Below are 24,841 nucleotides of genomic sequence, written 5' to 3' on the forward strand. Positions count from 1 at the left end.
ATCCACAGAAACGAACCACACGGGAGACCATGGACACCGTCCACATCGCACCGGCGGAGCACGACGCCCTGCTGGCGAGCTACCGCGAGGCGCTCGCGCACACCAACGCCCTCACCGACCGCATCTCAACCGACCAGTTCTCGGCGCACTATCCGGAGCGCCCGGACTGGGCGATCGGCCCGTTCGTCCGTGACGACGCACTGACCTTCCGCCCGGAGGGCCAGTGGGACGACCCGACCGGGGTGGGATGGACGAGCGACTCGGTCTTCAACCCGACCGTGATCGAGCGGGACGACGAGCTGCACCTGTTCTACCGGGCGTCGCCGCGCAAGGAGTCGACGGCCAGCCGGATCGGACACGCGGTCCGGCGTGACGGCGTCTGGCACGACTCCCCGGCCAACCCGATCGTCTATCCGACGCTCGCGAACGAGACGCTCGGCGTCGAGGACCCGAAGGTCTACGCGCTCGACACCGGATACGTGCTGTTCTACAACGCGATCTGGCGTCGGGACGACGGCTCGGTCGCGGTCGACATCATGAGCGCGGTCTCCGACGACCTGGAGCACTGGACGAAGCGCGGCCTCGTGGTGCCCTACGAGGTGTCGGAGTACTGGGCGAAGGGAGCGGTCATCCCGCGGGACGAGCACGGGCGGGCCGTGCGCATCGGCGGCGAGTACCTCATGTTCCTGTCGGAGGGATGCGGGGGCCGGCCCACGGTCGGGCACTCGGCGGACGGCCTCGAGTGGCGGTTCGAGGTGCAGCCCTACCTCGATCTGTCGCCGCTCTCGGGCTCCCTGTTCGAGGTGGCGTGCGCCGTCGTCGACGGCGACCGCCTGGTGCTCGACTTCTTCTACGCCGACGCGGACGGCGACTTCGCCGCCGCGCAGGCGCTCTACCGGCCGGACGACCCGTTCACGCAGCTGGAGCTCAACCGCGGCGGCTCGCTCGCCTGGGGCGGACTCCAGAAGCTCGACGGTCGCTGGTCGTTCGCCCAGGGGTGGGATGCTCCTCCCGGGGTCCGCGAACTGTACTTCTACAAGGAGGTGGACGCATGAGCGCGTTCCCGTACCGACTCTCGCGCGCGGGTGTCGTGATGACGCCCGTCGCCGGCGACCCGCTCGAGGCCGAGGGGGTGCTGAACCCCGCGTCCGGCCGTGGCCCCGACGGCGAGCTGTACCTGCTCCCCCGCCTGGTCGCGGAGGGCAACGTCTCGCGCGTCGGTCTCGCCCGCGTGGTCATGGAGGACGGCGTCCCCGTCGCTGTCGAACGCCAGGGCGTCGTGCTCGAACCGGACCGCCCCTTCGAGCGCGGCCGGTCCAACGCCGGCGTCGAGGATCCGCGGATCACGTTCATCCCGTCGCTCGGGCTGCACGTCATGACCTACGTCGCGTACGGTCCTCTCGGGCCGCACACCGCCGTCGCCGTCTCCGACGACCTGCGCGCCTGGAGGCGGCTCGGACCAGTGTCGTTCGAGTACGACGACGAGCTCGGCATCGACCTCTCGCTGTTCCACAACAAGGACACGGTGTTCTTCCCCGAGCCGGTCACCGCCCCTGACGGCACGCCGAGTTTCGCCGTGCTGCACCGCCCGGTGTGGGATCTGGGCGAGATCCGCCCGGGCGAGGGCGAGCACCCTCCGGCGGGCGAGAGCCGGCCCAGCATCTGGATCGCGTTCATCCCCGTGGATGCCGTGGAGCGCGACCTGCGCGAGCTCGCCCGGTGGCGCCAGAACCGTTTTCTCGCCGGTCCCGAGTTCCCGTTCGAGGAGCTCAAGATCGGTGCCGGCCCGGCCCCGAAGCGCGTCCCCGAGGGCTGGCTGCTGATCCACCACGGCGTCACCGGCCGGCTGGAGTCGGGGGTAGCGCAGCAGAAGAACGTCAACTACGCCGCCGGCGCGATGATCCTCGACGCCGACGAGCCGTGGCGGGTGCTCGACCGCACCGCCGAGCCGATCCTCTCGGCCGAGACGGACGACGAGCGCAGCGGCATCGTTCCGAACGTGGTCTTCCCGACCGCGATCGAGACGGTGGACGGCCGCGACTGGGTCTTCTACGGAATGGCCGACTCGAAGATCGGCGTCGCACTGCTGGAGCGGGACCCCGCCGCCGGCTGACCGTCGGTTCAGATCCGAAGCACGCGACAGAGGCGATATCCGCCCCACGCGCCGACAAGACGCTCGGCCTGGCGCCCGCCAGCGGCCCAGCGTCTTGTCGGTCGCGAAGCGATTCCTACATGCCGCCGACGATCAGGAAGACCGTGTAGACGGCCCATATCGCGGCACAGACGAAGCCGCCCGTGCTGTGCAGGGCGCGGCGCTTCCTTCTGTTGTGTATCCCGAAGAGAAGGAAGAACGTCGAGAGAGCTCCGAACGTGACGACGTTGATCACGCCCGCCGCCTTACTCTCGCTCACGATCGTGAGCACGATCTGAGCGGCAATGCTGATGATGACGATCGACAGCACGCAGACCATAGCGAAGGAGAGCCGGGATCCCCGACGTGTACGAATTGCAAGAGACACGAAATCGCCCTTCCTCGGCAAGACAGGCCGTGAGGCCCCAGATGGAGGCGGCGGTGGCCCAGACGCCCGTTCCTCGCTGAACGGCGACGACTGATGTCCTCATCCCGGCTGTCCGGAGAGGTCGTCGTCATCGACTCGGAGAAAAGTTCTTCTCATCAGTGATGACGAACGCGTCGCCGGACCATGACGGCGCATCGCCCGACCAGCGGGAGCGGAGATCGTGCCTGGTGCCTGCGCTCGGGCCGGCGGTACAGTGAGCGCGTTCCGGCCGGCGAGGTGGTGACATGGGCGACACCGATGGGCAGACGCGGCGCACTCCGCTGCTCAAAGCGGAGGGCGCCGCCATCGTGGCCGGCGGCGCGGCCTTCGTCCTCGCCGCGGTCGTCGCGCTGCCGCTGTTCTGGGGGCGCGATCTGCCGATCGCCGGACCGGACTCGGTCGGCCAGTTCGTCGCATACGCCGGCGGGATCGTCGCCGTGCTCGGCTACATCGTCGGGAGGCTGTGGATGCGCGACGGGTTCACCCCGTTCGCGACCCCGGGCGACCGGACGCGCGCCGGGGTCTCCCCGGTCGACGTCTTCGACACCATCGCCATCGCCGTCGCGCACGGGGTGATCGCGCTCCTCGGCTGGCTGGTGCTCGGCACGGTGCTCGCCGACGGCTTCCAGGACGCGACCGTGTACTTCCTGTCCGCCTCCGCGCTCGCGGCCACTGCCGCGGCCGTCACCGGGTACGCCGTGTTCCTGTCCGCGGTGAATATGAGCCTGCTGCGGCTGTCCACCGTGCTCGGCGCCTTCGTCATCGTCGGCATCCTGACCGCCATGCTCAGCGCGCCCGACCCGCACTGGTGGATGCTGCACCTGAGCGCCCTGGGGATGACGCAGTCGATCTCCTCGCTGTCGTTCAACCTGACCCTCATCATCGCCGGGATCATCGTCACCGCCATGGCCCGCTACGCCACGGACACGCGGTTCCTCCCTCCAGCGTCGGAGGGCGATCCGGTCGCCGACCGGCGTCGCGCGGCGCTCATCCGGGTCCGGGTCGGCCTGATCCTCATCGGGGTGCTGCTCGCCGGGGTCGGGCTGTTCCCCCTGAACGTCTCGCAGATCCTGCACAACGCCTCCGCGGTCGGCATGGTGCTGGTGTTCTCACTCGTCGTCTTCTGGGTGCGGGCGGCGCTCCCGGAGGCTCCGCTGGCGTTCTTCGTGCTCGGCTACGTCTTCTTCGCGACCGTGGTGGCCGTCCTGGTGTTCTTCGTCGTCGGCTACTACGTGCTCACGGCGACGGAGCTCGTCGCCGGAATCGTCGTCTTCGCCTGGCTGATCGTTTATCTGCGCGTCAGCGGCGCCGCGGGCCCGAGGCCGGACGTGCAGGCGTCTCCCGCATCCGCGGCCGGTCGAGCGCAGCATCCAGGGTGATCGCCGCCCGGATGAGCGCGAGGTGGGTGAACGCCTGCGGGAAGTTGCCCAGCTGCAACCCTGTCGGGTCGATCTCCTCGGCGAACAGACCCAGGTGGTTGCCGTAGGTGAGCATCTTCTCGAAGGCGTACTGCGCGTCGTCGATCCTGCCCGCATCCGTGAGGGCGTTGACGTAGAAGAACGAGCACAGCGAGAACGTGCCCTCGGCCCCGGGCAGCCCGTCCGGCGACGCGGCCGGGTTGTAGCGGTAGACGAGGCTGTCCGTCACGAGCTCCTCGGTGATCGCGTCGAGCGTCGACAGCCACATCGGGTCCTGGGGCGAGATCATGCCGACGAGCGGCATCAGCAGGGTGATCGCATCCACCACGTCCGTCCCGGGATACTGCACGAACGCCTGCCGGTCCGGGTTCCAGCAGCGCGTGAACACCTGCTCGTAGATCGCGTCGCGCGCCTGCAACCACGCCTCGAGGGGCGCGGGGAGACCGCGTTCCCGGGCGATCGCGATAGCCCGGTCGAACGCGACCCAGCACATGATGCGCCCGTAGGTGAAGTCCTTGCGGCCGCCGCGGGTCTCCCATACGCCTTCGTCCGGCTGGTCCCAGTTCGCGCCGAGCCAGTCGAGGATGCCGCACAGCGTGCTCCAGCCGGGATGCCCGATCGGCCGATAATGCTCGGTGGCGTAGAGCGCGTCGAACGCCTCCCCGTAGATGTCGAGCTGCAGCTGGTCGGCCGCGCCGTTGCCGATGTTGACGGGACGCGACCCCGCGTATCCCTCGAACTCCTCGAGCTCGCGCTCCTGCAGGTCGGACGAGCCGTCGATCCGGTACATGATCTTCAGCGGCCCGGAGCCCTCACCGGCCTGCTCCGCCACGCGGTCGGCGACCCAGAGCGCGAAGGAGATCGCCTCCTCCGTGTATCCCAGCGCGAGCAGCGAGAACACCGAGAACGAGCCGTCGCGGATCCAGGTATAGCGGTAGTCCCAGTTGCGCACTCCCCCGAGCTGCTCGGGCAGGGCGGCCGTCGGCGCGGCGACGAGGCCGCCGCTCGGGGCGTACTGCAGCAGCTTCAGCACCATGGCCGAACGCTCGACCGCCTCCCGCCACCGGCCCGAGTACGTGCTGCGCTGCAGCCAGTCGCGCCAGAACGCGACCGTCTCGCGAAACACCGCCTGCCCGGTGTCCGTCGAGAGGGGCTCCGCTCCCGGTTCTGGTGCGGTCTGGAAGACGAAGAGCCGCAGATCACCCGCGGCCACCGTGATCGTCGCGTCGACGTCGCCGGCGGAGAGGTCCACTCCGGCGAGCTCGTCGGCGGTCAGTCCGCTGAGGGATGCCCGCACGCCGTCGCCCTCGAACACCACGCCGCCGTCGGCGACGCTCGCCGTGTGGTGACGGCGGCCGAACTCGAACCGCGGCCGGCACTCGATCCGGAAGTCCAGCTCGCCGCGGACGACGCGGATGCCGCGCAGCACGACCCGGTTGTCGGTCGCGATCGTCGGCTCGTCGGCGACCGGCATGAAGTCGATCACCTCCCCGACCCCCGACGGGCACAGGAAGCGGGTGATCAGCACGGCCGTCTGCGGGAAGTACATCTGCCGGACGCGCATCCCCTCGTCCTCCGCCCCGAGCCGGAAGAACCCGCCCTTCTCCCGGTCGAGGAGCGACGAGAAGACCGCGGGCGAATCGAAGCGGGGAGCGCAGAACCAGTCGATCGAGCCCGTGGTGGACACCAGGGCGACCGACTGCAGGTCGCCGATCAGACCGTGATCGGCGATATCGGGGTACGCGTGCTCGTCTGCGGCCATGATCGTGATGCCCCCTCGAGTCGATGGCGGGATGGTAACCCCGCGGGCACGCGACCGGCGAGACGGGAATCCGGCCGATTGCCGTCTGCCCGGAGCCCCACCTGCGGAGCTACCATCCGGGCGGAGTCCGCCCTCCCGATCGGAGGTCACCATGACCGCAGCAGCCGTCGGCGTCTCGCACGCATCGGTCCGGCGCCTGATCGCGCCGCTCGCACTCGCGCAGTTCATCTGCAGCTTCGCCGGCTCGAACATGAACGTGATGATCAACGACATGTCCCGCGACCTCGACACGACGGTCCAGGGCATCCAGGTCAGCATCACGCTCTTCCTGCTGACGATGGCGGCGCTGATGATCCCGGCGGGCAAGCTCACCGACAAGATCGGCCGGAAGCGCTGCTTCACGCTGGGGCTGATCGTCTACGGCGCCGGGGCGATCATCAGCGCGTTCGCGCCCGGGCTATGGGCCCTCATCCTCGGCAACAGCCTCCTGGAGGGGGTCGGGACGGCTCTGCTGATCCCGCCGGTGTACATCCTGACCACGCTCTACCTGCCCGACATCGCGACGCGCGCGTGGGCCTTCGGCATCATCAGCGCGCTGGGCGGCATCGGCGCCGCGGCCGGCCCGCTGATCGGCGGCCTGATCACCAGCGCGATCAGCTGGCGGGCGGCCTTCCTGTTCCAGACGCTGATCATCGTGGTCATCCTGCTTCTCAGCCGGCGGCTGACCGACCCGGTGCCCGCCGACCCCGGCCGGCCTTTCGACGTCGTGGGGGCCGTGCTCTCCGCCCTCGGCCTGTTCGTGCTGGTGCTCGGCATCCTCGCGGCGGACTCCAGCGTCCCTCTGATGATCGCGCTCGTCGTCGCCGGGCTCGTCATCCTCTTCCTGTTCTTCTGGTGGGTGCGGAGGCGGGAGCGCGCAGGCAAAGAGGCGCTGCTGTCGACCGCGCTGTTCGCGAACCGGGTGTCGAACATCGCGCTGATCACCCAGAACGTGCAGTGGGTGCTGCTGATGGGCACGTCGTTCACCGTGTCCGCCTACTTGCAGGTGGTGCGCGGCCACAACGCGATCGAGACCGGCGTCATCTTCACCGCGGCGACGGTCGGACTCCTCCTCACCTCGCTGGTGGCGGGACGGCTGGCGAAGCTCTTCTCGCAGCGCGACCTCATCCTGACCGGGTTCGTGCTCTGCCTCGCCGGGGTGGTGCTCCTCATCTGGCTCGTGGCGGTGAGCACGACCGAGTGGTCGTTCGTGCCCGGGCTGTTCCTGATCGGCGCGGGGCTCGGCCTGATGCTGACGCCGTCGGTGAACGTCGTCCAGTCTGCGTTCCCCGAGAAGGCGCAGGGCGAGATCTCCGGGCTGTCGCGGAGCGTGTCCAACCTCGGATCGACACTCGGAACGGCGATCGCCGGCACCATCCTCGTGGCCAACATCGACGCGGGCGGCGCGGCCTACGGCACGGCGATGGGCGCTCTGGCGATCCTCGGCGTCGGCGGCCTGATCGCTGCGATCTTCCTGCCGGAGGACCGCCACCGCCGCGCGCCGGGGTGATCCCGCGAAACGGATTCCGCCGCCGCTGTCGAGAATGCGGCAGGGTGTTCGTGTAGACGGTGAGAGCACCCATCGGCGGTGCTCCGGAGAGGATCACGATCATGACCCAGTACCTGCTCAGCGTCTACCAGCCGGACGGCCCCATCCCCTCGCCCGAGGCCCTTGCCGCCATCGGCCGCGACCTCGACGCGCTCAACGCGGACATCCGTGCGGCCGGCGCTTGGGTGTTCTCCAACGGCCTCCTCCCGGTCTCGTCGGCCACCGTGCTCCGCCCGCAGGACGGCGAGGTGCTCGTCACCGACGGCCCGTTCGCCGAGGGCAAGGAGCATCTCGGCGGCTTCACGATCGTCGAGGCGCCCGACCTGGATGCCGCCCTCGAGTGGGGCAGGCGCCTCGCCATCGCCTCCACTCTGCCGGTGGAGGTGCGGCCCTTCGCGGGCTGACCGGAGCCCGTCGGATGGAGGACGAAGCGACCACCCCCGGGCCGGACGCCGCCGCGGTCGGACTCGTCTTCCGGGAGCAGTACGGCCGCGCCGTCTCGGTGCTGTACCGCGTCTTCGGCGATCTCGATCGCGCCGAGGACGCGGTGCAGGACGCCTTCGCCGTCGCTCTCGAGCGCTGGCCGCGCGACGGGATCCCGCCGGCGCCCGCCGGCTGGATCATCACGACGGCCCGCCGCCGCGCGATCGACCGGCTGCGGCGGGACGCGGTGGGGCGCGAGAAGGAGGCGGAGGCCGTCCTGCTCGGGCGGCTGACCCGCGATGACACGGCCGACGCCCACTCCGGCGCCGACTCGGGTGGAAACACCGACGGAGACGCCGATGCGATCGCGGACGACCGCCTCCGGCTCGTCTTCACCTGCTGCCACCCCGCCCTGTCGCCGGAGGCCCGCGTCGCGTTGACGCTGCGGCTGCTCGGCGGCCTCACGACCGCCGAGATCGCCCGGGCGTTCCTCGTGCCGGAGGCCACGATGGCGCAGCGCATCTCGCGGGCGAAGGCGAAGATCCGCGACGCGCGCATCCCGTACCGCATCCCCTCCGCGGTCGACCTCCCGACCCGGCTGCGGTCGGTGCTGGCGGTGGTCTACCTCGTCTTCAGCGAGGGCTACGCGGCGAGCGCAGGCGACCGGCTCGTTCGGGAGGACCTGTGCACGGAGGCGATCCGCCTGGCGCGTGAGCTGCGCTCCCTGCTGCCGGACGAGGAGGAGGTGCTCGGTCTCCTCGCGCTGCTGCTCCTGGTGGATGCGCGCCGCGACGCCCGGGTGGACGCCGATGGCGCGCTCGTGCCGCTCCCCGAGCAGGACCGCACCCGCTGGAACGCGGCGCAGATCGCCGAGGGTCACGACCTGGTGCGCAGGTGCCTGGCCCGGGGACGACCGGGTCCGTACCAGCTGCAGGCGGCCATCCAGGCGGTGCACGACGACGCCCCGACCGCCGCGGACACCGACTGGCCGCAGATCGTCGCCCTGTACGACCAGCTGCTGCGCACCTCCCCCACTCCCGTCGTCGCCCTGAACCGCGCCGTCGCCGTGGCCGAAGTGGAGGGGAACGACGCGGGCCTGGCCGCGCTCGACCCGCTGCGCGAGACGCTCGCCGGCTTCTACCTGCTGCACGGCGTGCGGGCGGGGCTGCTGCGACGTGCTGGCCGCACCCGTGAGGCGGCGGAGGAGTACGCCGTCGCCGCCTCGCTGTGCGGGGGCGACGCGGAGCGCGCGTTCCTCCTCGGCCAGAGGGATGCGCTCACCCGGCGCGACTGACCCGGCCCCTTCGCTCGGCCCCCTTCCGTCTGCGCGGCCGCAGGCGCACAGTGGGGCCATGGACATCGCCTTCCTCGGGCTCGGCCGCATGGGCCGCGAGCTGGTCACCCACCTCATCGACAACGGTCACCGCGTCACCGCGTGGAACCGCTCCCCCGAACCGGCCGAAGCCGTCGGGCGCCGCGGCGCCCGCATCGCTCCCTCAGCCGCCGCAGCGGTCGAAGGTGCGGACGTCGTGATCACCGTCCTGTTCGGGCCGGAGGCGGTCCGGGAGACGGTGATGGAGTCGTCGCTCCCGATCCCGGTCGGGGCCCTGTGGGTCGACATCACGACCGTCGCTCCCTCCGACGCGGCCGACTTCGCCGCGTGGGCGGCAGACGCGGGCGTGCGCTACATCCACTCGCCGGTCGTCGGGTCGCTCGCCCCGGCGCGTGCCGGCAGCCTCGCGGTGCTGATCGGCGGCGAGCACGACGCGGTGCGCGACGCCCGCGGTGTCGTCGCCCTGTGGGCGGACCCGGACAAGATCCGGACATTCGACAGCCCCGAGAAGGCGGCCGCGGCCAAACTCGTCGCCAACCTCGCCCTGGCCATCTCGATGGAGGCGCTGACCGAATCGCTCCGGCTGGGCCGCGCGGGCGGGCTCTCTACGGACGAGGTGCTCTCGATGCTGCCCCTCACGACCATCGCACCCATCGCCGGCATGAAGGGACCCGTGGTCGCGTCCGGCGACTTCGACGACACGCAGTTCTCCGCTGCCCTCCTCGCGAAAGACCTCCGCCTCATGATCGCGACCGCCGATGCTCCTCTCCCGGCCGCCGCCCTGGTGGCCGCCGAGCTCCAGCGGGCAGTGGATGCGGGCCTCGGCGACACGGACTTCTCCGTGATCGCGCGCGACCGCTGAGCCTTTTCTCCCGGCCGGACGGGTTCCTTCCTCGCGTCCGCGGAGTACGGTCGGGGCATGCTCATCTTGGTGATCGTTCTCGTCGTGCTCTGGGTGATCCTCGCGATCGTCGGCTTCGCCATCAAGGGGCTGCTGTGGCTCGGGATCATCGGCATCGTCCTGGTGATCGCCACGCTGGTGATCGGGTTCGTCCGGCGCTCCGCACTGTCGAAGCGCAACCGCACCTGAGAGGTTGCCCGCACCCGTCCACATCGGCGGTGCGCGGCGTAGAATTTTCTCACCAGCGTCCGAGACCCCGGCGCGACTCGCAACGATTCGGGGTCCGCCATGACGCAACCGTCCATCCCCTCGACGGCAGCACGCCTGACTGCCGTACGCCCGACTGCCGCGCGCTCGGCCGGGCGAGACGGAGGCTACTCGGAGCTCGCGACGCAGGTGCGCGAGGCCGGCCTCCTGCGCCGGCGCTACGGCTACTACTGGACCAAGATCATCCTGGTCCCGGTCGTGACGGCCGCCATGATCATCGCGTTCGTGCTCATCGGGAACAGCTGGTGGCAGCTCGTCACCGCCGTGGTGTTCGCGTTCGTGTTCACCCAGATCGCCTTCCTCGGCCATGACGCCGCCCACCGGCAGATCTTCCGCTCCGGCCGCTGGAACGACTGGATCTCCCTCATCGTCGGCGACCTGTTCGTCGGGATGAGCTATGGCTGGTGGCAGCACAAGCACACCCGGCACCACGCCAACCCGAACCAGGTGGGCGCCGACCCCGACATCGAACTCCCGGTGATCTCGTTCACCGCGGCGCAGGTGGAGGCGAAGCGTTCGCGGCCGCTGCGCTGGCTGATCGGCCACCAGGGCTGGTTCTTCTTCCCCATCCTGCTTCTCGAAGGTCTCTCGCTGCACGCGTCCAGCGTGCGCCGCGTCTTCGCCCACGGAGTCCTGCGACGGCGGGCCGTGGAGATCTCCTTCCTCGCCATCCGGATCATCGGCTACCTGACGCTGGTGCTCATCGTCCTCCCGCCGGGCAAGGCGGCCGCCTTCCTCGGCGTGCAGCTCGGGCTGTTCGGGTTCTACATGGGGATGTCGTTCGCGCCGAACCACAAGGGGATGCCGCTGGTGCCCCACGACATGAAGCTCGACTTCCTCCGCCGGCAGGTGCTGATGAGCAGGAACATCCGCGGAGGACGCACCATCGACTTCCTGATGGGCGGGCTCAACTACCAGATCGAGCACCACCTGTTCCCCTCGATGCCCCGGCCGCACCTCCGCCGGGCGGCGCCGATGATCCGCGCCTTCTGCGACGCGAACGGCACCCGCTACACCGAGACGACCCTCCTGCACTCCTACGCCATCGTCACCCGCCACATCAACCAGGTCGGCCTCGGCGACAAGGACCCGTTCGCCTGCCCCCTCCTGGAGCTGCGCGAGGTCGCGTCGACCACCGAGTGACCGAGTCGCGACATCTGGTCACCATTCGACGCGGATTCCGCCAACGGCTCACGACTCGGTGGCGCGGGCGTGCGGGGCGTGTCCGGCTCTGTGCTCTTCTCGACATCATCTGAGGGGCCTCGTCACGATCCGTCGATCCCCTCGTCCCAACAGGTGACGGGACCTCTGTAAGGTCGCGACGAACTCGCTAATTTTCGCGCCCGACTACAACCCGCCAGGAATGGAAGCATGAGCATGGGTAGCTTTCCCCGCTGGGTTCGATGGGCTTTCGGGCGTCCTCGAATCATCCACGCGGTACTGTGGGGAATTCTCGGCGCAGCGTGCGGAGCACTCGGAGTGAGTTACGCGATTCGCGGTATCCCGAACTGGTGGCCATGGTTTCTGGCTACGCTTTGGGCCTGGGCGGTCGCCGGGTGCTACCTGTTCATCGCACTGCGGGATCGAAGGCGCGGGACGGGCGCCTACGCGCCACCTGCTCCGCACCGGAGGGGCGGCGACTGATGAGGCATCTTATCGGTGGTGGTCACTCACGCCCGTGGCATGGTGGAGTAGCCGGCGAGAGGGCACGCGCGGCCGAGCAAGGACCCGTTGGCCTGTCACTCTTCGAACTCCGCCAGGTCGCGTCGACCACCGAGTGACCGAGTTGCGGCATCACGTCACCATTCGACGCGGATTCCGGCAATGGCTCACGACTCGGTAGCGCGAGTGGAGCGCGGACGCAGGAAAGCCCGGTCGCACGCTGTGCGACCGGGCTTTTCGCTGGTGCGCCCCCAGGGACTTGAACCCTGAACCCATTGATTAAGAGTCAATTGCTCTGCCGATTGAGCTAGAGGCGCATCCGATCCGGTTTCCCGAACCGAGGCTCAACATTAGCATCCGTTTCGCGGTTCCCGCCAATCGAGGATCGCTCGGCTCAGCGGAGCTCTTTCCGGGGCATCACGACCTCTTTGATGATGAGGATGATGCCCGCCGAGATCGGGATCGCGACGAGCGCCCCGGGCAGGCCGAACAGCGTGGAGCCGGCGAGCGCGGAGATCAGGACGACCGATCCGGGCACCTGCACCGCCTTCCCCATCACCCGCGGCGTGAGGATGTACGCCTCCACCTGCATGTAGACCAGCATCAGCAGGAGCACGACGACGCCGCTGACCGGCGAGTGGATGAACGCCAGCACCGACATGACCGCCGTCGTCAGCACTGTCCCGATGAGCGGGATGAGCGTGATGAAGAACGCGGCGAGCGCGATGAGGAAGGCGCCGGGCACCCCGGTGACGAGAAGCAGGATGAGGCTGAAGACCGAGTTGCAGAACGCCAGCACCACCATCCCGCTCAGGTACTTGCCGAAGTTCTGCAGGATGCGCTCGGCGTAGCTCTCGAACCGGTCGCGGTGGGAACGGCTCACCAGGCGGTAGGCGGCCTGCTTGGTGGAGTCGTACGAGGCGATGAAGTAGATGGTGAGGATGGCGATGAAGAACCCGGTCGTCACCGCGTTCAGCACCGACAGGCCGAACCCGACGAGCCCGTTGCCGATGGTGGCCCAGGTCTGCGGGTTCTGCACCTGCTCCGAGATCCAGCCGACGATCTGGCCGACCACGCCGTTGCTGGCCTGGTTGACGGTGTCGAACCAGCCCTCCGCCCGCAGCTTGGTGATCTCCTGCGGAACGGCCGTCGCGAGGAACGAGATCTGCTGCACGATGAGCGGGACCACGACCCAGATGATCGCGACCAGCACGGCGACGATGATCAGGATGACGGTCACGATCGCCCAGACACGCGGCATCCCTCTCCGCTGGAACCAGCGGATCAGCGGGTCGAGGCCGACCGTCGCGAACATCGCGAGGAAGACGGAGAAGATGATGGAGCGCAGCCCGTACAGCATGTAGCCCGTCGCGACCGCGCCGATCGCGCCGAGGGCGATGAGGTAGCCGAACAGGAAAGGGCTGCGCCGCAGCAGCGGCTCCGGGGCGGCGACGCGCTCTCGCGCGCTCACGGGTCTCCGGATGAAACGCATGGTGCCTCCGCTCCGCCCCGCAGGGCTACCGCGAGCGTATTGGGAGCGGGCACCGGCCAACAAGCTCCGCCGAGCGCAGAACGTCCGGCAGCGCGCTTCAGAGCATGTCGTCGAAGGTCCGGCGCTCCCCCTCGTCGTCGGAGCCGCCGGAGCCGTCGGCCGGCTCGGCCGCCGGCTTGTGCGGCGCCAGCTGCGCGGTCAGGGTGCGCAGCCGCGACAGGAGCTCGTCGTCGTCGATCTCCTCCCCGACCAGCTCGACCGGCTCGCTCACGATCTGGCTGGCCGGCCCGAGGAGGAGCTCGACCTCGTCGGTCTCCCCCTGCATCGTGCGCCCCGGCACGAAGATCGTGTCGGCGATGCCGTGCCGGGCCAGCGCCCGCGCATAGTCCAGCAGCGCTTCCGCGAGCGCATCTCCGGTATAGAACGTCGAGCCCGCGTACACGATCTTTCTCATGCGTCCACTCCTACCCGCGGGCAGGTCACCTGCCAAGGGCGCGACGCTAGGCTCGGATCGTGCCTGACACCGCATCCCCCGCCCTCGCCGCCGATCTCGACCTCGCCCTCCGGCTCGCAGAGGAGGCGGATCGCATCTCACTGACGCACTTCCGCGACCGCGACCTGCACGTCGAGACGAAGCCCGACCGGTCGCCGGTCACCGAGGCGGATCTGGCGGTGGAGCGCGCCATCCGCGAGACCATCGCCGCCGAGCGCCCGGCCGACGGCATCCTCGGCGAGGAGTACGGCACGGAGGGCGACGGTGCCCGCCAGTGGATCGTCGACCCCATCGACGGCACCGCGAACTACCTGCGCGGCGTGCCGGTCTGGGGCACGCTCATCGCCCTCGCGGTCGACGGCGTCCCCCGCGTCGGCGTGGTCAGCTCCCCCGCCCTCGGCCGCCGCTGGTGGGCCGTGGCCGGCGGCGGAGCGTGGACGACGGATGCGCCCGGCGCCGAGCCGCGTCGCATCCGGGTCTCCGGTGTCGCCGACCTGGAGCACGCCTCCCTCAGCTTCCAGAGCATCGCGCAGTGGGACGAAGCGGGCTACCTCGACCGGCTGATCGCGCTCACCCGCCGCATCTGGCGCGACCGGGCGTACGGCGACATGTGGTCATACATGCTGCTCGCCGAGGGGCTGGTGGATGCGGTGGCCGAGTTCGGCGTGAAGACCTACGATCTCGCCGCCCTCATCCCGATCGTGGAGGAGGCCGGCGGCTCGTTCACCTCGGTGGACGGCACGCCCGGCCCGGGCAACGGGTCGTCGCTCGCCTCCAACGGACTGCTCCACCCCGCCCTGCTGGAGGCCCTCGCCGACGCCGGGCCGCTCGCCTAGGCTGGCTTCGATGAGCGAACAGACCCCCACGACGACGGAGCCGTTGGTCCACATCGCGAACTTCCGGATGGACTTCGGGCGCACGACGGTGATCCGCGATCTGTCCTTCGACATCCGCCGCGGCGAGACCTTCGGGTTCCTCGGCAGCAACGGCTCGGGCAAGACCACCACGATCCGGGCACTGCTCGGCATCTACCAGCCGACGGCGGGCGTCCTGCACATCGACGGCCGGCCGTTCAGCCCGGAGGCGGGCGAACGCCTCGGCTACCTGCCGGAGGAGCGCGGACTCTACAAGAAGGAGTCTGTCATCGACGTGATGGTGTATTTCGGGCGCCTCAAGGGCCTCGGCGCCGAACAGGCCAGGCGGTGGTCGCGCGAGTATCTCGAACGCGTCGGCATCGGCGAGAAGGAGAAGGTGCGGCTCGACAAGCTCTCCGGCGGCCAGCAGCAGAAGGTGCAGCTGGGCGTGACGATCATGAACGAGCCGGAGCTGCTCATCCTCGACGAGCCGACGAAGGGTTTCGACCCGGTCAACCGGCGACTGCTGATGGACATCATCGACGACCAGAAGCGCGCAGGCTCCACCGTCATGATGGTGACCCACCAGATGGAGGAGGTCGAGCGCCTGTGCGACCGCGTCATTCTCCTGAAGGACGGCGTCGCCCGCGCGTACGGCACGGTCGAGGAGGTGCAGGAGCAGTTCGGCGGAACGATCGTCCAGGTCGACCACGACGGCGGTCGCCTCCCCGACTCCGCCACCTACCGCATCCTGTCGGACGAGGCCGGGCACGCCGAGCTGGAGGCCGCGGAGGGCGCCGACCCGTCCGCCATCCTGCGCGGACTGGTGGATGCGGGCGTCAGGGTCTCCCGCTTCTCGCCCACCCGGAAGTCGCTCGACGACATCTTCGTCGAGGTCTACGGCGCCGAGAGCCGGGAGGAGGACTGAGCCATGGCCCGCCACAACCTGAGCACCGTCATCTCGTTCGAGTTCCGCCGCACCATCACGAAGCGGCGGTTCTGGGCGATCACCCTCATCATCCCGATCCTGGTGTTCGGCCTCGGCGGCCTGATCATCGCGTCGAACGTGTCGACCGCGAACACCGCCGACCAGCAGAAGAACTCCCGCTTCGAGTTCCTCTACACCGACGACTCCGGTCTGATCGACGCGACCATCGCCAAGGAGTACGGCGGCACGCGGATCACGTCGGAAGCGGAGGGCGTCGAGGAGGTCCAGATCGGCGGGACGCCGGCCTACTTCGCGTACCCGGCCGATCCCGCGAAGCAGACCGTCCGCGTGTACGGCGAGGACTCCGGCGTGTTCCAGAACAGCAAGTACTCGGCCGTCGCGGAGTCGCTCCTGTCGGCGAGCGTCGAGCAGAAGCTGGACAGCCCGACCGACGTCGCCGTGCTCCGCGGGGATGTGAAGACCTCGACCACGACGTTCGCCGACGGCAAGCGCGCGCCCGGCTTCGAGGCGATCCTCCCGGCGCTCGTCTTCCTCGCCGCCTTCTTCATCGTCATCGTGTTCCTCGGCAACCAGATGCTGAACTCGACGCTCGAGGAGAAGGAGAACCGCGTCACGGAGATGATCCTGACGACGATCAACCCGACGAACCTGCTGCTCGGCAAGGTCATCTCCCTCTTCGCGATCGGCCTCATCCAGCTGGCGGTCTTCGCGCTGCCGATGCTGATCGGCTACCTGTTCTTCCGCGACCAGCTGCAGCTGCCGAACTTCGACCTGAGCGGGCTGGTGTTCGATCCGCAGAAGATGATCGTCGGGGCGCTGATCCTGATCGGCGGTTTCGCCCTGTTCACCGGGACGCTGGTCGCGGTCGGCGCGGTGATGCCGACGGCGAAGGATGCGGCGCCGGTGTTCTCCGTCGTGATCTTCGCCGTCGTCATCCCCCTGTACGCCTCCGGCTTCGCCATCAGCTCCCCCAACTCGCCGATCGTGCAGCTGCTCGCGTACTTCCCGTACACCGCGCCGATCACGGCGCTGATCCTGAACGCCTTCGGGTCGCTCCCGCTGTGGCAGGCGATCATCATCATCGTCGAGCTGTTCGTGCTCTCGGTGGTCGTGCTGCGCATCGCAGTCAGGCTCTTCCGCTACGGGTCGATCGAGTACTCCAGCAAGGTGCGGATCCGGGATGTGCTGGGCCGCCGCACGGAGCGCGCAGAGCCGACGCGGTCGGCGGGAGGCGCCTGATGCGCGCTGTGGTGGTGACCGAGCCCGGCGATGCGGAGGTGCTGACCATCGCCGAACGCCCCGATCCGGTGCCCGCCGCCGGAGAGGTGCGCATCCGCGTCGCCGCCGCAGGCCTCAACGGCGCCGATCTGAGCCAGCGCCGCGGCTACTACCCCTCGCCGCCCGGCGCGCCCGACTGGCCGGGACTCGAGGTCTCGGGCATCGTGGACGCGGTCGGCGACGGCGTCGATGCCTGGAACGTCGGCGACCGGGTCTGCGCCCTCCTGCCCGGTGGCGGATACGCCGAGCTGGTGACGGTCGACGCGGGGCTCGTGCTCCCCGTGCCGGACCAGGTGGACCTGGTCGAGGCGGCCGGGCTTCCCGAGGTCGCGGCGACGGTGTGGTCGAACGTGTTCGAACTCGGCCGGCTCGCGGCGGGTGAGACCCTGCTCGTCCACGGCGGGTCGAGCGGCATCGGCACCATGGCCATCCAGCTCGGCCGGGCATTCGGCGCGGAGGTCATCGCGACCGCGGGCAGCGAGGAGAAGGCGGCGTTCTGCCGGGAGGTGGGCGCGCAGGCGGCCGTGGACTACCGGCGGCAGGACTTCGTGGAGGCGGCGCGCGCCTTCAGCGACGGTCGCGGGGTGGATGTGGTGCTCGACATCGTCGGCGGCGACTACATCGCCCGCGACCTGAACGCCCTCGCGACCGGCGGCCGCATCCTCTCGATCGCCGTGCGCGACCGCACGCCGGCCGCTGTCGACATGGGTCTGCTGATGCGGAAGCGGGCGAGCATCCACGGCACGACGCTGCGCGCCCGGCCGCTCGCCGAGCGCGTGACGATCATCGCCGCGGTGCGCGCGAACGTCTGGCCGCTGCTCGCCGACGGGCGCGTGCGCCCGGTCATCGACTCGGTGTTCCCCCTGGAGGATGCGGCGGCCGCCCACCGGCGGATGGAGTCGTCGGCGCACCGCGGGAAGATCCTGTTACGCGTCGGCTGACCGCATCCACCGCTCCGGCCGCGATCGCGCCGATCGCGTAGGCGAGCAGGTCGCTCCACTGGAAGGTGGTTCCGAGGACGAGCGCGACGGCGGGCACCGCATCCGCCAGTGCCGCGGGAACGCCCGTCAGCTGGAAGAGCTCGACGGCGGCGCAGACGGCGAAGGCGACCAGGGTCACGAGCCGCGCGGGCGCCCGCGGAGCCAGGAACGCGGTCGCCACGACGATCAGGGCCGCGTACAGCGCATCGCCGAGGAAGGCGGCGACCGCTCCGTCCATCCCGCGTGCCACCGCGAGCCCGACGACGACGAGTGCGACGCCCACCGCTGCGAGGAGGATGCGACGCCGACCTGTTCCCATTGTGCGAGGCTAACGGGCCGCTCGGAGGTGCCGCGTCATCCCCGCGACGCAACCCGGTCCGTCGGTGGGAGGATCGGAGCATGACCGACGACGCCCTCACCGACGACGCCCTGTACGCCCTCCCGAAAGCCGAACTGCACCTCCACATCGAGGGGACGCTGGAGCCGGAGCTCGCATTCGAGCTCGCGGCCCGCAACGGCGTCGACCTGCCCTATGCGACGGTCGAGGAACTGTCGGCGCAGTACGATTTCGACGACCTGCAGTCGTTCCTCGACCTGTACTACGCGACGATGGCCGTGCTGCGCACGCGGGAGGACTTCGCAGAGTTGACGAGACGGTACCTCCGCCGCGCGCACGCGCAGGGCGTCCGGCACGCCGAGCTGTTCTTCGACCCGCAGGCGCACACCGCGCGCGGCGTCGCGTTCGACGACGTGGTGGACGGCATCGGCGACGCCCTGGACGAGGCCGGGCGCGAGTTCGGGATGTCCGGCGGTCTCATCCTGTGCTTCCTGCGCGATCAGCCGGTCGCCTCGGCCGAGGAGGCCCTGACCGCTGGGCTCCGCCGTACGGACCGGATCGTCGGCGTCGGGCTGGACTCCGCCGAGGTGGGGTATCCGCCATCGCTGTTCGAGGACGTGTACGCCCGTGCCCGCGCAGCGGGCCTGCATGCCGTCGCGCACGCCGGCGAGGAGGGCCCGCCTGCGTATGTGCGGGAGGCGCTCGACCTGCTGCACGCCGAGCGGATCGACCACGGCATCCGATCGATCGAAGACCCGGAGCTGGTGGCCCGCCTGGCCGAGGAGCGCATCCCGCTCACGGTGTGCCCGCTCTCGAACGTGCGGCTGCGCGCGACCCCCGACCTGAGAGACCACCCCCTGCACCGGCTGGATGCGGCGGGCGTCCGCGTCACGGTCAACTCGGACGATCCCGCCTACTTCGGCGGCTACGCCGGGCAGAACTTCGCCGCGGTGCGGGATGCCCTGGGCCTCACCGCGGACCAGGCCCGCCGGTTCGCCCGCACGTCGATCGAGGCGTCGTTCGCGTCGGACGAGCGGAAGGCCGAGCTCCTCGCCGAACTGGACGGCTGGGGCGCATGACCCGGCGGGATGTCCGAACGGCGGACGGCCGTGCGCTCCGCTTCTTCGACACCGGCGGCGCGCCCGGCGCCCCCGTGCTCGTCTGGCATCACGGCACTCCGCAGACAGGCGCGGTGATCGCGCCGGTCGCCGCCGCGGCCGAGGCCCGCGGGATGCGCGTCGTCTCCGTCACCCGTCCCGGCTACCCCGGCTCGGACGTCCGTCGGGTGCGATCGATCGCCGACGCGGCACTCGACGTCCTCGCCGTGGCCGACCTGCTCGGCGTCGAGCGGTTCGTGACGGTCGGCGCATCCGGCGGCGGCCCGCACGCTCTGGCGCTGGGGGCCCTCGACCCCGCCCGGGTGACCGCGATCGTCACGCTCGCGGGCCTCTCTCCCTTCGACCGCTCCCCGGACTGGTTCTCCGGGATGGCATCCCCCGGCGCCCTGCGCGCCGCCCTCTCCGGCCGCGAGACCCGGCTCGCCTTCGCAGAGACCGCGGAGTTCGACCCGGAGTCGTTCACTTCACGCGACTACGACACGCTGAACGCGGACTGGGGCCCGCTCGGCGCCGACGCGGGCGCTGGGGCCGCCGAAGGGCCCGCGGGCGAGGTCGACGACGATCTCGCCTACGTGTCGCCGTGGGGGTTCGACCTCCGCGCCGTCCGGCCTCCCGTCCTCCTGGTGCAGGGCGGTTCCGACCGCGTCGTCCCTCCCCAGCACGCCGCATCCCTCCTCGAACGCCTCCCCGACGCCGAGCTCTGGATCCGCCCGCGCGACGGCCACGTCTCGGTCCTGACGGCCCTCGGCGTGACGCTCGACTGGGCGCTGGCCCAGACGCCGGCCTAGCGGCGAGCCCGCCCTCGGACGGGCCGGCCGCCGCATCCCCTGTGGGTAGACTCGAACCGCCCCCACCTTCGACGGAGTGACATGTCTACGCGCAGCGCACGTGTGGCTCGCGGCCTCATCGCCGCCGGCTTCGCGACCTTCGTCGCCGCGCTGTTCCACGTCGCGGGCGGCGGTCTCCCCCCGAGCGCGGTCGCGCTGACGCTGAGCCTGGTGTTCTCCGGGCTCGGCTGCATCGTCCTCGCCGGGAAGCGGTCCGCCCTGTGGCGATCGGCCTCCTCCGTCGCGCTCAGCCAGTTCCTGTTCCACGCGCTGTTCTCGCTGAGCCCGTCCGCGCACTTCGCCGGCGCCACCGGCCACCTCCATCCCGGATCGCACCTCACGATGGTCACCGACGGCGCCGTGCCGATGCCGTCCGCTCCCATGGCCGCCATGTCGCTGGGCGCACCGTGGATGTGGCTGGCCCACGCCGGTGCGGCCGCCCTGACCGTGCTCGCGCTCCGGTACGGCGAGCGGGTCTTCACCGCCGTCTCCGAGTTCACCGCGTTCTCGCTGCGACGGCTCCTGGTCGTCGCGGCCGTGGTGGATGTGCCGGTGCCGCCGATGCGGGTCGAGACCGTCCCGGTCGTCCTTCCAGCCCGTACGGTCGTGCTCGGCCGTCTCCGCCACCGGGGTCCCCCGGCACTGATGGGCCCGGCCTGAGCGTTCCGCTCTTCGCCGGGCAGAGGTCTGCCGCTTTCGCGGTCCTTCCCATCCAACTGCCTACCCGACCGCTGTCCGCGGTCGAGAATCGGACCCATCCCATGAACACGCGTTTCCTCCTGGGCGCCGCCGCCACCGTGGCCGCGACCGCCGTCGCCCTCTCCTTCCCCCTGGCCGCCAGCGCCCACGTCCGGGTGAACCCGGACCAGGCGCAGCCTGGCAGCTACGCCACCCTCACCTTCAAGGTGCCCACCGAGTCGGCCACCGCCGGCACGGTGAAGCTCGAAGTGGACCTCCCCACCGACACCCCGTTCACCTCGGTCTCCTACCAGCCCCTGACCGGCTGGACGACCCAGGTCGTCACCGAGAAGCTGCCGAAGCCGGTGAAGACGGATGACGGAACCATCACCGAGGCGCCCGTGAAGGTGACCTGGACCGCCGACCCGGGCGTGCAGGTCGCGCCCGGCGAGTTCCAGCAGTTCGTGATCTCGGCCGGAGCGGTGCCCGACACCGGCAGCGTGCTGCTGCCCACCCACCAGACGTACTCGGACGGCACCGTCGTGGACTGGGACGAGAAGACGCCCGCCGACGGGAAGGAGCCGGAGCACCCCGCCCCGACCCTGTACATCGACGACGCGCCGCCCGCGGAGGACGGCGCCGCCGGGCCGCTGGTGACGAGCGCACCGACGGCACCGGCCCCGACGGCGACCTCCGCGGCGGGCGACGCCGTCGCGATCGGTCTCGGGATCGGCGGGCTGGCGCTGGGAGCGGTGGCGCTCATCGTGGCGGTGTTCGCGCTCACCCGTCGCGGCACCGCGACGGTTCCGCGGGGCTGAGGCCGTGACCTCGGCACCACGTCGTCGGCCGCGGCCGGCGGCGCTCTCCGCCCTGACCGGAGTCGCGCTGGCGGCCCTGCTCGCCGTGATCCCGGCCACGGCGGCCGATGCCCACGACTACCTCGTGCAGAGCACGCCGTCGGCCGGCTCGACCCAGTCGACGCCGCTCGAAAGCGCATCCCTCACCTTCAACGACCGGGTTCTCGACCTCGCCGGCGACGGCTCGTCGTCGCTGGTGCAGGTCACCGACGCGGCGAACCGCCACTACGAGACGGGATGCCCCGCCATCGCCGACCGCACCGTCACCGCTCCGGTGGCTCTCGGTGCGCCGGGGCCGTACACACTGAGGTGGCAGATCGTCTCGGCCGACGGGCACACCGTCTCCGGGACGATCCCGTTCACCTATCAGCCGCCGGCGGGGACGACCGCTGCGCCGGGCAGCGCTGGGCCGCCCGCGTGCGCGGCCGGGGCCGCAGCAGCGAGTGGACGGAGCACCAGTGCCGCGACCTCGACGCCCGCCCCCGCGGCGAGCGCCGCCTCCGATTCCGGGAGCATCGGGCTGGTGATCGGCATCGGTGTCGGGATCGTGGTGCTCGCCCTGATCGGGGTGCTCGTGGTCGTGCTCACGGGCCGGAGGCACCGCGGCGACCCGGGAGCGGACGGAACGGTCTGACCGCTTCGCGCCGGCGGACGACCCGACCGTCGTCCGCCGGCGCGGAGCCTCCACTCCCCCGCGTCACTGACGAGCCATCGCCACCCGCAGGCGCTCGTCGTCGTCGATGAAGTGGTCGTTGTCGTCCAGGCCGGCATCGAGCTGCACCCAGCGGATGCGTCCAGTGAACTTGCTCGTGGCGGTCGTGTAGTCCGGCGACACCGGGGTCCCCGCCTCGTAGCCGACGTCGGTCGTCTCGTCGGCAGAGAAGACCATGGGCTGGGTCACCGCGATCCGGCCGGACCCGACCTCGCGGCCGTCGTAGTAGAGCGTGAGGTTCCCACCCTTCGCGAGACCGCCGCCGTCGTAGGCGAACTCGGCCCGGACCTGCCGCGTCCCCGCCGGTACGGGCTCCCCGGCCTCTGTCGTGAAGAGCTGGATGCCGAGGACGTTGTACGTGAACCGTGCGACCCCGTCGACCAGGTACAGCGCCCATCCGCCGAACCGGCCGCCCTGGGCCACGACGACCCCGGAGGCCCCGCCGTCCGGGATCTCCAGTTCGGCCGTCACCGAGAAGGACCGGTTCTTGAGGTTGATGACGCTGTTCTCGGAGAGCCGCCCCATGCCCGGGTACAGCAGCTGGCTGTTCCCCTGCACGAGGACCGGCCGCCCGGCCAGCTGCGGGCTGATCCGTTCGGCGGTGCGGTCGTCGAGCGGGACCACGTTGTACTTCACCGCTTCGATCAGCCAGAGCCGTTGCAGCGCGTGGAGCCGATCCGGCTGTTCAGCGGACAGGTCGCGCGCCTGGCTGTAGTCGGTGCTGCCGTCGTACAGCTCCCACACGTCGTCGTCGAAGGCCGGGACGGTGCCGCCCAGCAGGTTCCAGGGCGTCCGGTGCTTCGTCACGGCGCTCCAGCCTTTGAAGTAGATGCCGCGGTTGCCGAACATCTCGAAGTACTGGAGCTCGTGCCGCTCCGGCTCGTCCGCGGCGTCGAAGCTGTAGATCATGCTGGTGCCCTCGATCGGCGACTGCTGCACCCCGTTCACGAACGTGGGCTCCGGGAGCCCGGCGGCCTCCAGCACCGTCGGCGCGACATCGATGCAGTGCGTGAACTGCGAACGCAGACCACCCTTGTCGGTGATGCGCTCCGGCCAGTGCACGATCGTCCCGTTACGGGTGCCACCCCAGTGCGATGCGACCTGCTTCGTCCACTGGAACGGCGTGTCCATCGCCCAGGCCCAGCCGACGGCGTAGTGGTTGTACGAGCTCGGGCTGCCGAACTCGTCCATCTTGGAGAGCAGGAACTCCGGCGTCTCGAGGGCCGCCATCCCGTTGAAGTTCGCCATCTCGTTGAAAGCGCCGTTCAGCGTGCCCTCGGCCGATGCGCCGTTGTCGCCGATGATGTAGAAGATCAGCGTGTTGTCGAGGATGCCGAGGTCCTCGACGGTGTCGAGCACCCGTCCGACCTGGTGGTCCGTGTGCTCGAGGAACCCGGCGTAGACCTCCATCTCGCGCTCCAGCACGGGCTTCAGCTCGTCCGGCATGTCGTCCCACGCCGGGATCTCCGCGTTGCGCGGCGTCAGCTCGGCGTCGGCCGGGATCACCCCGAGCTCCTTCTGCCGGGCGAAGGTCTGCTCGCGCAGCGCGTCCCAGCCGCCGGCGAACTTCCCGGCGTACTTGTCCGCCCACTCCTTCGGCACGTGGTGCGGCGCGTGCGTCGCTCCCGGCGCGAAGTACACGAAGAACGGCTTGTCCGGCATGAGCGCCTTCTGCGTCCGGATCCACGTGGAGGCGTGATCGGCGAGGTCCTCCGTGAGGTGGTACCCCTCCTCGGGAGTGGCCGGCGGCTCGACGGGGGTCGTCCCGTCGTAGAGGGCCGGGTCCCACTGGTTGTCCTCTCCGCCGATGAAGCCGTAGAAGGTCTCGAAACCGCCTCCGGCGGACGGCCAGGCGTCGAACGGTCCCATCGGCGACGACTGCCACACCGGCACCTCGTGGCACTTGCCGAACTGCGCCGTGGAGTACCCGTTCAGCTTCAGGGTCATCGCGAGCGGCGCCTTGGTGTTCGGCCGCAGCGAGCTGTTGCCTGGCGCGGAGGTCGCGGTCTCCGTGATGCTGCCCATGCCCACCGAATGGTGGTTGCGCCCGGAGAGCAGGGCTGCCCGCGTCGGCGCGCACAACGCGGTCGTGTGGAACCGGTTGTATTTCAGGCCGTTGGCGGCGAGCCGTTCGGCGTTCGGCGTGGCGCACGGGCCGCCGAAGGCGCTGGATGCCCCGAACCCGACGTCGTCGAGCAGGATCACCAGCACGTTGGGCGCACCCTCGGGCGGCCGCAGCGGGGTGATCGGCGGGTACGACGTCTCCGGATCCTTCGCGTCGTAGGTGGTGAGCCCGGGCGCAGGGCGGTCCGGGATGGGGAGGACGCTGCGCGCTGCGCGGTCGACGGTCATGA

Annotated in this window: 24 protein-coding genes and 1 tRNA gene; 18 read left to right on the forward strand and 7 right to left on the reverse strand. The window is 70.3% G+C overall.

Annotated elements, in window-relative coordinates:
• Positions 1–29 precede the first annotated feature (29 nt).
• Both BLW09_RS10400 and BLW09_RS10405 read left to right on the forward strand, forming a co-directional pair.
• Positions 30–1,055, forward strand: coding sequence for a hypothetical protein (locus BLW09_RS10400; RefSeq protein ID WP_089912033.1), 1,026 nt, complete (start codon positions 30–32; stop codon positions 1,053–1,055).
• Complete coding sequence (locus tag BLW09_RS10405) at positions 1,052–2,113, forward strand: glycoside hydrolase family 130 protein (protein ID WP_089912036.1); 1,062 nt, start codon at positions 1,052–1,054, stop codon at positions 2,111–2,113. Before BLW09_RS10400 ends, BLW09_RS10405 begins: the two co-directional genes overlap by 4 nt.
• Positions 2,114–2,228: 115 nt before the next feature.
• Here BLW09_RS10405 and BLW09_RS10410 read toward each other — a convergent pair whose 3' ends face one another.
• A complete protein-coding gene (locus BLW09_RS10410; protein ID WP_157696931.1) occupies positions 2,229–2,462 on the reverse strand; it encodes a hypothetical protein in 234 nt (77 codons plus the stop codon).
• Between the two features lie 341 nt (positions 2,463–2,803).
• Between BLW09_RS10410 and BLW09_RS10415 the strand changes: the two genes are divergently transcribed.
• Positions 2,804–3,937 carry a hypothetical protein gene (locus BLW09_RS10415; protein ID WP_089912042.1) on the forward strand — a complete coding sequence of 378 codons (1,134 nt, stop codon included), beginning with the start codon at positions 2,804–2,806 and terminating at the stop codon, positions 3,935–3,937.
• On the opposite strand, the gene BLW09_RS10420 is transcribed toward BLW09_RS10415, so the two are convergent.
• Positions 3,858–5,738 (reverse strand): glycoside hydrolase family 15 protein, encoded by a 1,881-nt coding sequence (locus BLW09_RS10420; protein ID WP_089912045.1) that lies wholly within the window; start codon positions 5,736–5,738, stop codon positions 3,858–3,860. The genes BLW09_RS10415 and BLW09_RS10420 overlap by 80 nt on opposite strands.
• A gap of 151 nt (positions 5,739–5,889) precedes the next feature.
• Here BLW09_RS10420 and BLW09_RS10425 point away from each other — a divergent pair, with 151 nt between their 5' ends.
• From BLW09_RS10425 to BLW09_RS10445, 6 genes are all read left to right on the forward strand, one after another.
• Positions 5,890–7,287 (forward strand): MFS transporter, encoded by a 1,398-nt coding sequence (locus BLW09_RS10425; protein WP_089912047.1) that lies wholly within the window; start codon positions 5,890–5,892, stop codon positions 7,285–7,287.
• A gap of 101 nt (positions 7,288–7,388) precedes the next feature.
• Positions 7,389–7,730: a YciI family protein gene (locus BLW09_RS10430; RefSeq protein WP_089912050.1), complete on the forward strand. Its 342-nt coding sequence runs from the start codon at positions 7,389–7,391 to the stop codon at positions 7,728–7,730.
• Between the two features lie 14 nt (positions 7,731–7,744).
• A complete protein-coding gene (locus BLW09_RS10435) occupies positions 7,745–9,043 on the forward strand; it encodes an RNA polymerase sigma factor (protein WP_089912053.1) in 1,299 nt (432 codons plus the stop codon).
• A 58-nt stretch (positions 9,044–9,101) separates the two neighbouring features.
• A complete protein-coding gene (locus BLW09_RS10440; RefSeq protein WP_089912056.1) occupies positions 9,102–9,944 on the forward strand; it encodes an NAD(P)-dependent oxidoreductase in 843 nt (280 codons plus the stop codon).
• A 57-nt stretch (positions 9,945–10,001) separates the two neighbouring features.
• Complete coding sequence (locus BLW09_RS19065) at positions 10,002–10,172, forward strand: hypothetical protein (protein ID WP_172824198.1); 171 nt, start codon at positions 10,002–10,004, stop codon at positions 10,170–10,172.
• Between the two features lie 99 nt (positions 10,173–10,271).
• Positions 10,272–11,393: a fatty acid desaturase family protein gene (locus tag BLW09_RS10445; RefSeq protein WP_089912060.1), complete on the forward strand. Its 1,122-nt coding sequence runs from the start codon at positions 10,272–10,274 to the stop codon at positions 11,391–11,393.
• Positions 11,394–12,153: 760 nt separating this feature from the next.
• Here BLW09_RS10445 and BLW09_RS10450 read toward each other — a convergent pair.
• The 3 genes from BLW09_RS10450 to BLW09_RS10460 form a co-directional block, all read right to left on the reverse strand.
• Positions 12,154–12,229: transfer RNA gene (locus BLW09_RS10450), tRNA-Lys, on the reverse strand.
• A 77-nt stretch (positions 12,230–12,306) separates the two neighbouring features.
• Positions 12,307–13,383: an AI-2E family transporter gene (locus BLW09_RS10455; protein ID WP_231946779.1), complete on the reverse strand. Its 1,077-nt coding sequence runs from the start codon at positions 13,381–13,383 to the stop codon at positions 12,307–12,309.
• A gap of 118 nt (positions 13,384–13,501) precedes the next feature.
• On the reverse strand, positions 13,502–13,858 hold the full coding sequence (locus tag BLW09_RS10460) for a hypothetical protein (protein ID WP_089912066.1): 357 nt from the start codon (positions 13,856–13,858) through the stop codon (positions 13,502–13,504).
• 59 nt (positions 13,859–13,917) lie between these two features.
• Between BLW09_RS10460 and hisN the strand changes: the two genes are divergently transcribed.
• The 4 genes from hisN to BLW09_RS10480 are packed head-to-tail and all read left to right on the forward strand — an operon-like array spanning position 13,918 to position 17,919.
• Positions 13,918–14,733 carry a histidinol-phosphatase gene (gene hisN / locus BLW09_RS10465; protein ID WP_089912069.1) on the forward strand — a complete coding sequence of 272 codons (816 nt, stop codon included), beginning with the start codon at positions 13,918–13,920 and terminating at the stop codon, positions 14,731–14,733.
• 10 nt (positions 14,734–14,743) lie between these two features.
• Complete coding sequence (locus BLW09_RS10470; protein WP_089912072.1) at positions 14,744–15,679, forward strand: ABC transporter ATP-binding protein; 936 nt, start codon at positions 14,744–14,746, stop codon at positions 15,677–15,679.
• A 3-nt stretch (positions 15,680–15,682) separates the two neighbouring features.
• The gene (locus tag BLW09_RS10475; protein WP_089912075.1) at positions 15,683–16,939 is read left to right on the forward strand and encodes an ABC transporter permease; all 1,257 of its coding nucleotides are present in this window, start codon (positions 15,683–15,685) and stop codon (positions 16,937–16,939) included.
• Positions 16,939–17,919 carry an NAD(P)H-quinone oxidoreductase gene (locus BLW09_RS10480; protein WP_089912078.1) on the forward strand — a complete coding sequence of 327 codons (981 nt, stop codon included), beginning with the start codon at positions 16,939–16,941 and terminating at the stop codon, positions 17,917–17,919. Before BLW09_RS10475 ends, BLW09_RS10480 begins: the two co-directional genes overlap by 1 nt.
• Here the strand turns inward: BLW09_RS10480 and BLW09_RS10485 are convergent.
• On the reverse strand, positions 17,822–18,277 hold the full coding sequence (locus BLW09_RS10485) for a ribosomal maturation YjgA family protein (protein ID WP_089912081.1): 456 nt from the start codon (positions 18,275–18,277) through the stop codon (positions 17,822–17,824). The genes BLW09_RS10480 and BLW09_RS10485 overlap by 98 nt on opposite strands.
• Before the next feature lie 80 nt (positions 18,278–18,357).
• Here BLW09_RS10485 and BLW09_RS10490 point away from each other — a divergent pair, with 80 nt between their 5' ends.
• The 5 genes from BLW09_RS10490 (at position 18,358) to BLW09_RS10510 (ending at position 22,409) form a co-directional block, all read left to right on the forward strand.
• Complete coding sequence (locus BLW09_RS10490) at positions 18,358–19,374, forward strand: adenosine deaminase (protein ID WP_089912083.1); 1,017 nt, start codon at positions 18,358–18,360, stop codon at positions 19,372–19,374.
• Entirely contained in the window at positions 19,371–20,201 is an 831-nt protein-coding gene (locus tag BLW09_RS10495) for an alpha/beta fold hydrolase (RefSeq protein WP_089912085.1), read from the forward strand. Before BLW09_RS10490 ends, BLW09_RS10495 begins: the two co-directional genes overlap by 4 nt.
• Positions 20,202–20,282: 81 nt before the next feature.
• Positions 20,283–20,900: a hypothetical protein gene (locus BLW09_RS10500; protein ID WP_231946780.1), complete on the forward strand. Its 618-nt coding sequence runs from the start codon at positions 20,283–20,285 to the stop codon at positions 20,898–20,900.
• Positions 20,901–21,001: 101 nt separating this feature from the next.
• Positions 21,002–21,736 (forward strand): YcnI family copper-binding membrane protein, encoded by a 735-nt coding sequence (locus BLW09_RS10505; RefSeq protein ID WP_089912089.1) that lies wholly within the window; start codon positions 21,002–21,004, stop codon positions 21,734–21,736.
• A 4-nt stretch (positions 21,737–21,740) separates the two neighbouring features.
• On the forward strand, positions 21,741–22,409 hold the full coding sequence (locus tag BLW09_RS10510; RefSeq protein ID WP_089912092.1) for a copper resistance CopC family protein: 669 nt from the start codon (positions 21,741–21,743) through the stop codon (positions 22,407–22,409).
• 63 nt (positions 22,410–22,472) lie between these two features.
• Here the strand turns inward: BLW09_RS10510 and BLW09_RS10515 are convergent, their stop codons facing one another.
• Positions 22,473–24,839, reverse strand: coding sequence for an arylsulfatase (locus BLW09_RS10515; RefSeq protein WP_089912095.1), 2,367 nt, complete (start codon positions 24,837–24,839; stop codon positions 22,473–22,475).
• Positions 24,840–24,841: the final 2 nt, after the last annotated feature.

Source organism: Leifsonia sp. 21MFCrub1.1 (assembly GCF_900107895.1).
Taxonomy (GTDB): Bacteria; Actinomycetota; Actinomycetes; order Actinomycetales; family Microbacteriaceae; genus Leifsonia; species Leifsonia soli.

Excerpts from the sequence above, each read along its gene's own strand:
- BLW09_RS10425 (WP_089912047.1), top strand. The coding sequence starts at position 5,890 with ATGACCGCAGCAGCCGTCGGCGTCTCGCACGCATCGGTCCGGCGCCTG.
- BLW09_RS10420 (WP_089912045.1), bottom strand. The coding sequence starts at position 5,738 with ATGGCCGCAGACGAGCACGCGTACCCCGATATCGCCGATCACGGTCTG.
- BLW09_RS10470 (WP_089912072.1), top strand. The coding sequence starts at position 14,744 with ATGAGCGAACAGACCCCCACGACGACGGAGCCGTTGGTCCACATCGCG.
- BLW09_RS10480 (WP_089912078.1), top strand. The coding sequence starts at position 16,939 with ATGCGCGCTGTGGTGGTGACCGAGCCCGGCGATGCGGAGGTGCTGACC.
- BLW09_RS10460 (WP_089912066.1), bottom strand. The coding sequence starts at position 13,858 with ATGAGAAAGATCGTGTACGCGGGCTCGACGTTCTATACCGGAGATGCG.
- BLW09_RS10405 (WP_089912036.1), top strand. The coding sequence starts at position 1,052 with ATGAGCGCGTTCCCGTACCGACTCTCGCGCGCGGGTGTCGTGATGACG.
- BLW09_RS19065 (WP_172824198.1), top strand. The coding sequence starts at position 10,002 with ATGCTCATCTTGGTGATCGTTCTCGTCGTGCTCTGGGTGATCCTCGCG.
- BLW09_RS10485 (WP_089912081.1), bottom strand. The coding sequence starts at position 18,277 with ATGGGAACAGGTCGGCGTCGCATCCTCCTCGCAGCGGTGGGCGTCGCA.
- BLW09_RS10515 (WP_089912095.1), bottom strand. The coding sequence starts at position 24,839 with ATGACCGTCGACCGCGCAGCGCGCAGCGTCCTCCCCATCCCGGACCGC.
- BLW09_RS10505 (WP_089912089.1), top strand. The coding sequence starts at position 21,002 with ATGAACACGCGTTTCCTCCTGGGCGCCGCCGCCACCGTGGCCGCGACC.
- BLW09_RS10435 (WP_089912053.1), top strand. The coding sequence starts at position 7,745 with ATGGAGGACGAAGCGACCACCCCCGGGCCGGACGCCGCCGCGGTCGGA.
- BLW09_RS10415 (WP_089912042.1), top strand. The coding sequence starts at position 2,804 with ATGGGCGACACCGATGGGCAGACGCGGCGCACTCCGCTGCTCAAAGCG.
- BLW09_RS10440 (WP_089912056.1), top strand. The coding sequence starts at position 9,102 with ATGGACATCGCCTTCCTCGGGCTCGGCCGCATGGGCCGCGAGCTGGTC.
- BLW09_RS10495 (WP_089912085.1), top strand. The coding sequence starts at position 19,371 with ATGACCCGGCGGGATGTCCGAACGGCGGACGGCCGTGCGCTCCGCTTC.
- BLW09_RS10445 (WP_089912060.1), top strand. The coding sequence starts at position 10,272 with ATGACGCAACCGTCCATCCCCTCGACGGCAGCACGCCTGACTGCCGTA.
- BLW09_RS10490 (WP_089912083.1), top strand. The coding sequence starts at position 18,358 with ATGACCGACGACGCCCTCACCGACGACGCCCTGTACGCCCTCCCGAAA.
- BLW09_RS10500 (WP_231946780.1), top strand. The coding sequence starts at position 20,283 with ATGTCTACGCGCAGCGCACGTGTGGCTCGCGGCCTCATCGCCGCCGGC.
- BLW09_RS10400 (WP_089912033.1), top strand. The coding sequence starts at position 30 with ATGGACACCGTCCACATCGCACCGGCGGAGCACGACGCCCTGCTGGCG.
- BLW09_RS10475 (WP_089912075.1), top strand. The coding sequence starts at position 15,683 with ATGGCCCGCCACAACCTGAGCACCGTCATCTCGTTCGAGTTCCGCCGC.
- BLW09_RS10430 (WP_089912050.1), top strand. The coding sequence starts at position 7,389 with ATGACCCAGTACCTGCTCAGCGTCTACCAGCCGGACGGCCCCATCCCC.